This is a genomic window from Dyadobacter sp. HNCC25DJ185 (assembly GCF_056895195.1).
Map to the genome: position 1 here is coordinate 1 of NZ_JBXHAR010000001.1, position 12,092 is coordinate 12,092.

The 12,092-nt window shown below is 41.3% G+C and carries 9 protein-coding genes; 4 read left to right on the forward strand and 5 right to left on the reverse strand.

Going from position 1 to position 12,092, the window contains the following annotated elements; all coding sequences use genetic code 11:
* Window positions 1-77: 77 nt before the first annotated feature.
* On the reverse strand, window positions 78-944 hold the full coding sequence (locus AC1XUF_RS00005; protein ID WP_483339486.1) for a HEPN domain-containing protein: 867 nt from the start codon (window positions 942-944) through the stop codon (window positions 78-80).
* 70 nt (window positions 945-1,014) lie between these two features.
* Between AC1XUF_RS00005 and AC1XUF_RS00010 the strand changes: the two genes are divergently transcribed.
* The 4 genes from AC1XUF_RS00010 (at window position 1,015) to AC1XUF_RS00025 (ending at window position 5,414) form a co-directional block, all read left to right on the forward strand.
* Complete coding sequence (locus AC1XUF_RS00010) at window positions 1,015-1,224, forward strand: alanine:cation symporter family protein (RefSeq protein ID WP_483339487.1); 210 nt, start codon at window positions 1,015-1,017, stop codon at window positions 1,222-1,224.
* Between the two features lie 114 nt (window positions 1,225-1,338).
* The gene (locus AC1XUF_RS00015) at window positions 1,339-2,880 is read left to right on the forward strand and encodes a SulP family inorganic anion transporter (RefSeq protein WP_483339488.1); all 1,542 of its coding nucleotides are present in this window, start codon (window positions 1,339-1,341) and stop codon (window positions 2,878-2,880) included.
* 72 nt (window positions 2,881-2,952) lie between these two features.
* A complete protein-coding gene (locus tag AC1XUF_RS00020; RefSeq protein WP_483339489.1) occupies window positions 2,953-4,800 on the forward strand; it encodes a chloride channel protein in 1,848 nt (615 codons plus the stop codon).
* A 377-nt stretch (window positions 4,801-5,177) separates the two neighbouring features.
* Complete coding sequence (locus tag AC1XUF_RS00025) at window positions 5,178-5,414, forward strand: PLD nuclease N-terminal domain-containing protein (protein ID WP_483339490.1); 237 nt, start codon at window positions 5,178-5,180, stop codon at window positions 5,412-5,414.
* Window positions 5,415-6,185: 771 nt separating this feature from the next.
* On the opposite strand, the gene AC1XUF_RS00030 is transcribed toward AC1XUF_RS00025, so the two are convergent.
* From AC1XUF_RS00030 to AC1XUF_RS00045, 4 genes are all read right to left on the reverse strand, one after another.
* Window positions 6,186-7,022, reverse strand: a complete 837-nt coding sequence (locus AC1XUF_RS00030; RefSeq protein ID WP_483339491.1) for an IS3 family transposase — start codon at window positions 7,020-7,022, stop codon at window positions 6,186-6,188.
* Between the two features lie 44 nt (window positions 7,023-7,066).
* A complete protein-coding gene (locus AC1XUF_RS00035; protein ID WP_483339492.1) occupies window positions 7,067-7,396 on the reverse strand; it encodes a transposase in 330 nt (109 codons plus the stop codon).
* A 311-nt stretch (window positions 7,397-7,707) separates the two neighbouring features.
* A complete protein-coding gene (locus tag AC1XUF_RS00040; protein ID WP_483339494.1) occupies window positions 7,708-9,822 on the reverse strand; it encodes a hypothetical protein in 2,115 nt (704 codons plus the stop codon).
* A 51-nt stretch (window positions 9,823-9,873) separates the two neighbouring features.
* Window positions 9,874-11,637, reverse strand: coding sequence for an O-antigen ligase family protein (locus AC1XUF_RS00045; RefSeq protein WP_483339495.1), 1,764 nt, complete (start codon window positions 11,635-11,637; stop codon window positions 9,874-9,876).
* Window positions 11,638-12,092 lie beyond the last annotated feature (455 nt).

Consider the following 12,092-nt stretch of genomic DNA (forward strand, 5'->3'; position numbering starts at 1 on the left):
GTTTCTATTTAAACGACTTTCATGGACGTGGGTGAATTCCCCCAATTCATTTAAGTTTTGTATGTTCAAATTGCTATTCATTCTGCAAACCCCGCAATTCGCTCCCGACAAATCCGCTCCGTCAAATCCCTCAACAACGCCACCCGACTCCCCAGATACTCCAACTCCGCCTTCTCAATCGTGTAATTAATATTATACCTCGCATCGATATACGCCTTTTTGAGAAGCATAAATAAACGCTTTTCTTCCTCGTTCGACATTGGGAAAATAGTCCCAAACTCTACATGTTGCTTCGCTACCTGGCTTCCCAATATCTCGATGTCATGAATTTTTGGCTTGTAGTCAGTAAAAACTAATAGAATAGCGGCATAGTATCTTTCTGTGGCTTGATGAAGCTGAAAGGCTGCATTACTAAAATAAGCTTTGTTATTCTCTCCTTTGTGAAAGAAAATTTCAAAAGCTTCAAAAAAAACGTTTGCATTTTCAAACCAATGCTCAAATTGTTCTTTCGCTTTTTTGACTCTTTGCGCCGGATTAAGGTTTTTTGGTTCGGACAAGGCGAATTTCCCGGAATCAAAAAGCATAATTCCTTCTTTCAAAATATCCACAAAGAAGTAGTAATTGCGCTCGATCTTATCGTTCACAAAACCAATACTGTGGTAGATGATGCTTGTTCTAGTGATTTCATCATCGGACATGAGCTCCTCCTCGAGCTCACGCGATTTGCTGACTTGCTTTGCCGAATTTTTGTCTTTGGTGACGATCAGAATGTCAAAATCGCTGACATACTCGTATTTCTCCTGGTAGTCTTCGACCCAGTCACCGCGCGCGTAGCTCCCGAATAGAATGATCATTTCCGCGGGAACCTTCTCGGTGATAATTTGTGTGAGCTCTTTTAACTCGTCTTGCTTGTTTTGTGGGAGGTGAGCGAGGGATGTTTTCATTCGTGTGTGGGGGGGGGGGGAAATTTTCGTAAGATACAAAATTTCAAAAACCCATTCGTGACGAGCTCCAATGTTCCATCGTAATCGTTCGGGCTTTTCCTTTTTCAAAAGTTGGGTTCTATTATGGGCTTTGCTAGGACTGATCATTCCGGCTTCGTTTTACGGTTCTATCAAAACCGCGGAATTGGCCTGGACGGTAGGGGATATTGGCGTTGGATTGATGGCCTGTCTCAATATAATAGCAAACATCCTCCTCCAAAACCTGCTTTCGACGCTCTGAAAGATCATCAGCAACAGAAAAAGATGGTAGAGATGCTATGAACAGTGTTACTAAATTTGGTGAGAAATATGCGGAAGAATGGGGTTAAGAAAAGGCGATCGGGTAAATTTGAAGATGCAACTGAATACTTCTTACCTTCATTTTTTTAACTTCTCACAGAAAGTAGATTACAAAGCCGAAATTCTGGCCGGGCTGACCGTCGCGATGACGATGATGCCAGAATCGCTTTCATTTGCTATTCTCGCAGGATTTCCTCCCCTTGTTGGCCTTTATGCGGCATTTATCATGGGACTGGTTACGTCCGTTTTCGGGGGAAGGCCCGGGCTTATCTCCGGTGGGGCAGGTGCTACGGTGGTTGTGCTGATCGCCCTGATGAAATCTCACGGTATTGATTATGTTTTCGCTGCTGTCGCCGGGGCGGGTATCGTGCAGATCCTTGTTGGCGTATTTAAACTGGGAAAGTTTATCCGCCTGGTACCGCAGCCCGTCATGTACGGTTTTGTCAATGGTCTGGCTGTAATTATTTTCATGGCCCAACTCTCGCAATTTCAAACGGTCGTGGATGGTCAGTCGACCTGGCTTTCGGGGGTTCCGTTATGGATCATGGGCGGACTGGTGGCCCTTACGATCGCCATTATCTTGCTGTTGCCCCGGATTACAAAGTCCGTGCCTCCTTCCCTTGTTGCGATTATCATTGTTTTTCTCATTGTGTTGTTTTTTCAAATCGACACCAAAACGGTGAAGGATATTGCCTCTGTCAGCGGCGGATTTCCCCCTTTTCATATCCCGGCAGTGCCTTTTAACCTGGATACGTTGATCATTATTTTCCCTTATTCGATCATCATGGCGGGAGTTGGTCTCACAGAAGGATTGCTGACGCTCAATCTGGTCGACGAGATCACGGGTACGCGGGGGAACGGAAACAGGGAATGCATGGCCCAGGGAAGTGCAAATATCATCAATGGGTTCTTTTTTGGTATGGGTGGCTGTCCCATGATCGCCCAGACATTAGTGAACCTCTCGGCAGGCGCAAGAGCCAGACTTTCCGGGATTATTGCCTCTTTGACAATCCTACTTATAATCCTGTTTGGTGCGCCTGTCATCGAAAGAGTGCCCATGGCCGCGTTGACCGGCGTGATGATCATGGTTGCCATCGGTACGTTCGAATGGGCTAGTTTTAGGATCATTAACAAGATGCCTAAACAAGATATTTTTGTAGGTATGCTGGTTGCCGCGATCACGATCCTGCTTCATAATCTTGCTTTGGCAGTGCTGATCGGTGTGGTCATTTCTGCGCTGGTTTTCGCATGGGAAAGTGCGAAGCGAATCAGGGCAAGAAAATATGTGGACGCCTCCGGAACAAAGCATTACGAGATGTACGGCCCCTTGTTTTTCGGTTCTGTGACGGCCTTTGGAGAAAAATTTGATCCCGCCTCTGATCCCGAGCAGGTGGTCATCGATTTCAAGGACAGCCGGATAGCCGATATGTCAGGCATTGAGGCACTGAACAAGCTTACCGAACGCTATGCGAAGGAAGGCAAGAAATTGCATCTGCGGCATTTAAGTGACGATTGCAGGCTATTGCTCAAAAATGCGTCGTCTGTTATTGAAGTAAATATTATGGAAGATCCCCACTATCAAATCGCAGTGGAATAAAACCCAAATTAACACATTTTCCAAGGCTGTGCCTTCGAAAATGTGTTAATTTGGGTGTCAAAGAAATAGGGTGTGAGAAATAGCAGCATAAAAAAATACCATAGCTTCCTTAGGTTCAGGCGCAATTTTACGCGTTACAGCATTGGTAAATTCAAAAGCTACGAGATTGTTATATTCTGGCTTAAAAGCATTCTGACGAGAAGCCAGTTTCTAATCCTTTCGGGGATATTGGTAGGAGGCACGGCTGGCTTTGCCGGTGTAATATTAAAATCCCTGGTTCACTATATCCACTTCGTGATCACTGCGAAAGTCCACTTCGAGCAACAGATATTCTTCTATCTTATCTTCCCATTTTCGGGAATTGTGATCACAACAATTATTGTGAAATACATATTTAATGGCCAGGACAAAAAGGGGATTCCGATGATCTTGCATGAGATTGCCCAGAATGCCAGCAAGGTTTCGCCCGTGAAAATGTATTCACAGATCGTCCAGAGCGCGACTACCGTCGGCCTGGGAGGTTCTGCCGGGCTGGAAAGCCCCATCGCCGTCACGGGTGCCGCCATTGGGTCCAATTTTGCCCGGACCTACAAGCTCGACTATAAAGAGCGGACGTTGCTACTTGCTGCGGGAGCGACAGCAGGGATCGCAGCAGCCTTCAACGCGCCGATTGCGGGTGTCATGTTCGCTATAGAAATTCTGCTTACCGGAGTTGTCTTTTCCGATTTTATTCCCCTTGTTGTCGCTGCGGTATGCGGGAGTTTGATATCCCGTATATTGCTGAAAGAGGAGGTGCTGTTCCTTTTTCGTTCACGGGGAGCATTTGACTATCATAATCTTCCTTACTACTTGTTTCTTGGGATCATTTGCGGCCTTTATGCGAGGTATTTTCTGCTGATTACACGATATATAGAAGGGTTTTTTCACTCGCTAAAAATGTCGAGGGTTCAGAAAGCGATGCTGGGCGGGGCGATATTATCCTTGCTTTGTGTGTTGTATCCTCCATTATTCGGGGAAGGTTACGATACGATCAAATCCTTTACAAATGGGGAAATTCAGAAAGTAATCGGCAATAGTTTTTTCCGCTACATCGGTTATAAGGAGTGGGTTGTGATACTATTTGTCGGGGTTATTTGCCTGCTTAAAGCATTCGCGACATCAATTACCATCCAGAGTGGTGGGAATGGAGGAAACTTTGCTCCGTCACTTTTTGCCGGAGGGTCGCTGGGTTATGTATTTGCGCTGCTTTGTATGAGCGCCGGGATAACGGATGTGCCCATGACCAACCTGATCCTTGTGGGTATGGCGGGCGTTATGAGTGGCGTGCTCTATGCTCCTCTCACGGCTATTTTCCTGATCGCAGAATCCAGTTCGGGATATGACCTGTTTATCCCTTTGATGATTGTTGCTGTCATTTCTTTTTTGATGGCCAAATGGTTTTCGCCAACTTCTCCCGAGATGGAGAAACTGGTTAAAGAGGGCCAGATCTTTACCCGTGAGCACGACAAAAATTTGTTATCGCTGCTCCACACCTCCGACCTGGTGGATGAAAGAAGTCAGGTCATCAATGAAAATGCGTCGATTGATGATCTGAGGGAAGTCTTGAAAAATGGGAGGAGAAATTTGATCGCAGTTCTGAATGACAAATTGACAATGACAGGTACCATCAATCTTGATGACATCAGGCCCATCTTGTTTGGTGACGATCTGGATAAATGCTCAGATATAAAAAGGCTCATGAAACCTGTCGGAAAATTTATTAAGGAGTCGGATTCGGTCGTTGATGTCGCGAAAAAATTTGATGAAGCGGGTCTATGGAATTTGCCAGTAATTAAAACCAGCGGAGAGTTCGTAGGCTTTATTTCCAAATCAAGGGTGCTGGACCGCTATAGAAAGCTTTTGCAGGAGCATTCAGGTTAATTTTGCACGAATGGCTGGTTTTGTTAGTCATCTTGATGACTATTTATCTATGCCCGTCATTTTACCTATCGAGCTATTGTCTGTATTCTTTTCTGCCGGAAAATGCCCTAAGTATCCTGGCTCCAATCATATGGATAGGTACCATTTTATCTATCAACCGCTTTACACGGATCCTGCTTAACCCACTTATTCTGCGCGTTTTCAGTCGTGTTGGTTTTCGTCTGCCTGTGATCGTTGCGGCAACCACGGCAGTATTGGCCACAGCTGGCTACGGTGCAGGTTTTGGTATTACAATTTTGTTGCTACTGAGGATCTTATGGGGTATATCTTATTCTATCTTTATATTTATACTGTTATCCAACTAATTATTGATTCGTATGGCCATATTGACCTCATTGTTTGGACTAGGAAATCAGGAGCTTTTTCTGATTTCGATTGCAATACTATTTTACTCAGTTGTGATATGGGCGGTCGTCGATCTATTTTCTAATAAAGATCTACCCGCAATCCCAAAATTACTTTGGTTGATTGTAATTCTTTTCCTCCCATTTCTGGGAACGCTGATTTACTTATATTACGGGAGGTCAGCGAAACATTTGTCCAACCAACGGTAATAGCGATATCTGCGCCAGTATCGTCAGTTCCTGGGCGAAGAAATCTCATAGTGCCCGTCGCACAAAACGTCCCCAACCCAATTCATTGCTAACAAAGGCAAACTATACAGCATCAGGATTGGAGGGTTTTCTGAGAATCCAATATTTAGTGAAGCGTTCTTTCTCGAATGGAGTGGGGGTTGTCACCGACGAACCAGTGAAAACAAAAACCAAAAAAGGCACTAAGTAGACAGTACCAAAAAACAACAGGATTGAATTCTCCGATATTCCATATAACAACAATTGGTATGAATACGCTGACGCCTATAGACCTGAATACAGATCGAGAAAATGTCAACGAGACAGCTACATTGACAAATATCCATACTAGGTATGCAAACACCCAATACCAAAAAGCAAAGAGTAAACGGAAAATGATACCTTCGATTATTGAATTGAACGTTAGCAACACCGATTCGCGAGCCGGATTCATAAAATATATCGGTATCCACCCCATGACGATATCGGTAAGGATAAACAGTATCGACAAGAATATAACTTTTCGCATATCGTTGAGTATCATTTTGAAATAATGAATAAGTCAGTTACCCACAAAATATTTCTCTGACAAGGTCGTCTCCGGCACCATTTGACCGCTCTTAGATTTTGGCTCTAAAAAACCACCTGATCGGCGCGACTGGTTTACGGTGTGTGGCCACTGTGAAGTTTGACGTGGTTCCATTTTGGTTTACACTCTTTGCGGGTTGATAAATTGGTTTTGGTTCAAGATTTTCACGCAAGTTTTTGATAATAACTATTTTCAAAAGCTATTGGATTTAGATAATTCAGTCCTGAATGTAGACGTCGACAATTATAATACCCTTCAATATATTCAAATAGTATGCTTTTTAGCATTTCGAGACTTTCGTAACCGCCTTTTGGTATTTCCAGCTCTGCTTTTATCCGACTCCACAAAGATTCTGCACAGGCATTGTCGTACGGGTCACCACTCCGTGACATACTTTGTTCTATCGTGAAGGTGGTAACCAGGTCCTTCATATTATTTGACAGATATTGGCCACCTCGATCAGAGTGAATGATCAATCCCGACTTTATTCTTCTTTTTAAAAGTGCCTTTTCTAATGGTTTTCTGACCAACGGTTCATGCATATTATCGGATAACTCCCAGCCAACAATTCTTCGTGAGTACAAATCCATCCAAGTGCACAAATAGGCCCATTTCCCTTCTTTTAGTGGCATATATGTAATATCTGACACCCAAACCTGGTTGGGAGCTCCTGGTTTTGGTTGGTTAAGTAAGAGATTGTCACAAACACGCTGCCCATGCTTGCTATCAGTCGTTCTAGGAATAAATTTTCTGGGCTGAATGGCTCTCAACCCTTCTTTTCGCATAATCTCAGCGACTTTCCGACGACCAATTCGTGTTCCATTTTGCTCCAGGGATTTCTTGATCCGACGGCTACCGTATCGCTTCATATTGCGTATAAATTCAATCCGAATCTCATGCTTCGGGCGACTATACTTTTTGTCCGCATTATAACTTTTACCCCGCTTAAATCGATAATATGCTGTTCTGCTAATATCGAAAAGGGTGCATAAGTAACTCACTTTGTGATTCTTAGACAGTGAGAATACTAAGTTATAGACATCTCTTAGTTGGACGTACTCAAGAGACCCAATCGGGGCCGCCCGGCGGCTTTTTTTAAGATTTCCCGATCAGTCTTTAAGCGCTCGATTTCCGCTTTTAATTTGGCATTCTCAGCAACCAACTTTGAGCTACTTTCGGAGTCTTTGGTTTTATTCGAAGTCGTCTTTGTCTTCATCATCGCTACGGTTTTCCAACGATACAGCAGATTCTCAGCAATTCCAAACGTCTGAGAAACTTCCCTGACTTTTCGGCCCGAAACTAGCATTTTGAGAATCTCGCCTTTGAACTCAGGCTCGTAACTTCGACGTTGTTTTGAGTTTTTTTGCTCCTTCATTTTTTGCAAAGATTATGCAAAAAAGTGTACCGCTTTTGGGAGCCATCTCAGTTAACGTAAGTGGTTTGCTCATCCAACTAAACACTTATGATAAACTAATGCATAAGAATATTGATGTCATAGTTGAATGGGTCGACATATGAGTGAAATGAAACGAGAGATGTTTGCTGAGAATATTTCATTACACAGAGAGGGAAGTAGTGTGTTTATCAGGAAAGCATGAGAGAAACCTTTGCGCAGCTAAATCAAATACAGGAAAATTATAGGCATTTTAAAGAGATCTGTTCGCATCAAGTTATCAAATACCTCTTTCAATAGTTCCTAATGATTGCCGAATTAAATAAAGCTCCAAAGGAATACCATTTATCCTTTAGGTAATTATCCTCATTGATAAAAACTTGGTGACCATCCTTATACATAAACGCCTGCTCCTCCTTTCCCTGACTTAAGTTTCTAAGCCAATATATAGTATTGGAAGGAATTTTCTCGAAGACCAAACTAGGGCCAGTCGCAATTCGATTGCCAGCCGACTTCCAGCCATCATCGAAATAGAATAGTTCATACTTGTCGCCCACAGTAATCGCGTTGTTAGAATTGCGTGCAGCAATGTGAAATTCATTGACTACAATCTGGCATGAAAGATCCAGGCTTATAGCGTCTTGTGTAATAAAGGTCTCCATGTTTTGATCAAACAACTTTTCGTAATTAACGGAATCTATCAATGGACTAACATAAAAATTATCGTCTAGTGCATTACTTTCAGGTGTTTTAGAACTGTTTCGGTTTGTGAGAATTGCTCGCATTGTTTTGTCATTTCCTCTCTTTCTTCCTAAAATTGCTAAATGGGCAATATTTAAAGTCTTTCCACTTACTGGTAAAAATCTTACATAACGAAAAGGCCTTTTATTTGGTAGTTTTATTTCGTTAACGCGCATGTTAGAAAGAGTAGCTGCATTTACCGTGTACAGCGTGACAGCCTCCGAAAATGATTCGTTATTACTACCTTGAATAACCGTTCCTTCCAATTCCAGCATCTTTTCAATCAAGGGTGTTTTTTCATGAAATTTTCGACGTAACACAAGTCTTATTTTTCTTCCATGGTCAGCGTATATCGGCGCCACTGTTCCATCTTCCGCTACAAAAAACGGGCTTCCAGTTGGCAATAGTTTCCCTTTTTTATAAATTCCAGAAATATAGATAATATTAGTTGGAACGTTCTTAAAATCAATTTTTTGCGACTTCTTGTTGACGCTCCCCCAACCAACCGGTTTCCATCCATTTGGTGAGAAAATTGCAAGATAGCCGAGCCTGCGTTTTCGATATTGTATGGTGTCGATCGGAATCTCGATATCCTTCACCCTGTGATACTGATCAGACACATCTTTGATAAATTCATCATTAAATACTTCTGGAATATCTTCTTCCCAGAGACGGATTGTCTTAGGAGTATTTTGGGGGGCAAAAGTTCTTCGATATACTTTTGATGCTTCGTTGAAATACATTGTGTCGTTAAGAGACTGCCAACCCGGTGTGAAGGGATAATATTTCCCATTCTTATCTTTGACCGCTACCCAAAAGTGGTGCCTATCCCTGTTTAGCCATGATGGCGTAAAATCATAGGCGGCAGGTATTCCACTAGAATTTAGGGCCTTAACAGCCCATTCGGAGTGCCTACTACACTCAAATTTTTCAAACTGAAGAACATTGTAAAATCCAAGCTCGCCAAGATTTTCTTCGTCCTTTTTTATTATTCCCAGTAAAGTTATATACTTATTGAACTGATCAACTATGCTTGCTAAATCTTCCTTTGCGCCACACATGACAATAGGTGAGAGGCGTCTTTGAAAAGATTTGCTTTCGACGTGAAGTTCCTCGGTCCGGTATCTATATGGAAGAATAACCTCTTCAAACTCATCATAAGACAAATTCTTCGCGAAGCTGTTGGTTCTCCAAACATAAAATGCATTTTCAATATGGCTTATTAACCATGCGGAATTAACATGGGTTAAATCGTAGAACTTACCAACAATAGCCTTGGAGTTATTGTTACTTTTATCAATATTTTTCTTTATTATTTCTCGTCTCCGAAATAATAATTTGGTAATTTTACTTGAATCAATGGTACCTGTTTTAATATTGATTTTTGCAATTGAATCCAGAACTGTAAACGTGGAATGAATTTTAGGTGCTATGGCGACAATGTTTACTGAGGAATAATGCCTCTTCATATTATGGATTAAATAGCAAGCTGCGCGAAACTTCAAACTATCTTCCTTGTGATAGCTATATTTTTTCAGGACTTTCCTTAATTCATTTTCATTTGTACCAGCCATTTCAAGAGATATGATGACTCCAGTCGGTAGATCCTTAGGATGATCACAATTCGTGAGTAATAATAAGGTCAACAGAATAACTAGAAAATGCATACGGTGTTTGTTAAAGATTTCATGCATTCATGAATATTGTAACTTTTATTATCAGGGTAGATTTTGTACTTCCTCGCACACTAGTTTCTTAATATGTGCAGCATCCCGGGATGGGATTTTTACGGGGAACGAACATATCTTACGCCCCAAATCTATTGCATCTTGGACCTTTCCCTGTGTTTTGTAAGATTTGAATAATAGAAATTTTGGCAGTAGTTTGGACGGTACCATATTCGCGGAATGTTTATAACAACTATCTGCTTTTACAAAGTCATTTAAGCTCAAATAGTTATTTCCCAGATATATATATAAGCTAGTGTGAGATATCATTTTTGTTGCCCTTAGTAAAATAGGTAGGCTTTTTTTGCAATCTCCATCTATTAGTAGCTCTGAACCGTAGTTGAAGAGAAAATTCCCGTTATTGCGAAGTGATGGATATATTTTTTCATATATGGGGACGGCGCTTTTGAAATCCCCGTTAATTGCGAGTAGGGCTGCCTTTTTCCATTTGTGCAGACTTCTCATTTTATTGTACTCGTTCAGGCTAAGGCCTACTGTTAATGTGGTGAATGATAACAATATAACACTATATTGTTTGGCTGTGAGGTTTAAGTTTATCCGATATTTTATTTGATCATGCTTCGTTACAATGGCAATGTAGAACAGGCAATTAATGATCACGGAAGTAATATGCAGGGGGAATGACGCCAAAGAGCATATTGAGATACTAACTAATGATCCGTATGCGCCAGCGGAGATCATAGAGGAATTAATCTTTTTACTAACTTTTCGTTTAAAAATGAAAAAGACTAAAGCTAAGACGATGCTAAGGCCAACACTTCCTAACTCTACCCACGATTGCAAGATTTCGTTGAAGCAATAATAAGTGTCATCTGCTAATAGTTTTACCCTTAGTGAGATATTCTCGGAAGCTATATAATCTGCCTGATAGTTGTTATATACATCTTTTAACTTTTGAAAGCCTATTCCCCAAAATGGTTCAGCTCTCAACATCGTTACGCTTATTCGGTATATGAGCAATCGCCCTTGTATTGAATTGGGGTTTATCATGTAGATGTAGTGAGCGCTTAACGTGGCTGCTGAGACAAAAAGTAATATCTTGATCGCAAGCATTTTGCGGTTAAAAAATTCTCCGATAAAATGATAACGAAAATTTAATACAAAGAGGATCCCTGTTAGTGAAGCGGTGATAGCTGTTCTGGAATGTGAAAGCGCTAAAAGATAGCAACAGAGAATAAGTGTGAAAATAGAAAGCAGGGACAACAATTTCTTGCCCCGACCAAAATCATGATGAAAGCACAGTGCAAACATAAAGGGGCAAACTGATGAGAGATAATTAGAACCCGCACCTGACTGAATAAAAATATATGTGTTTTTGTTTTCAGCTCCGAAAAGCCCGGCCAATAGGTATAGGCACACACAGCATACTGCAACAAGAAAAATTTTGCTGAGGCTTCTTTCACTTCGGATTATTATACCTAGTATAGTGAAGAGCCCAAAATACAGCCAGGCAATAATTAGATTGTCAGCGTTTAATTTTTTTGTGAGAGACTGCAGTGATAGGTAGAACAGCAGTGCTAGCAGTATAGCTGAAATTCTAATAATTCCAATTGAGAAAGAGACTTTATTTATTGATCCCACTTCGATAAGTAGAATGATCAAGATTAAAGCAAGGCACAAATGGCTGTCATATTCTAGAAAGCCGTTTCTTTGGCGTTCGCTGACAAAAACCTCAGTAATAAATAGAATGAATACTAATGCATTCTTTAGAGTAGTTAGCGAGAATATTTGCATTCACATTTTCTTATGTTTTTGACATCGGCTGCCTACTTTATTGATAGCGGAACGTATCTATTTGGGTTTAATATAAATCTGTTCTTACTATCAAATTTCATTCCCGTATAGACCATATGCTTATGTACTAGTACGGACTGATGAAAATTGTTTAGTTGTTCACTGCCACATCCGTCCATGCGGCCAAACAGAAAGAATGGATATACAAACCAGCAGTTATCACTTTCCCTGGTTGCTGGGGGCAAATGCCACTGTTTATTTGTTGCTATTATATTTTTCTTGACGATATCTATGGTCTGAATGTCGAGGTTACCTTCGGTGTACAAACTATCGATTATGCCTTTGCTGTTTACCCGAAAGTAAAATATATTCAACTTTACTTGGCAGTTGCTACCAATTGTTGGCGTCTTAAATTCTAAGAATTGATTGAGCGTCGCGGATTTCGTTATAACACT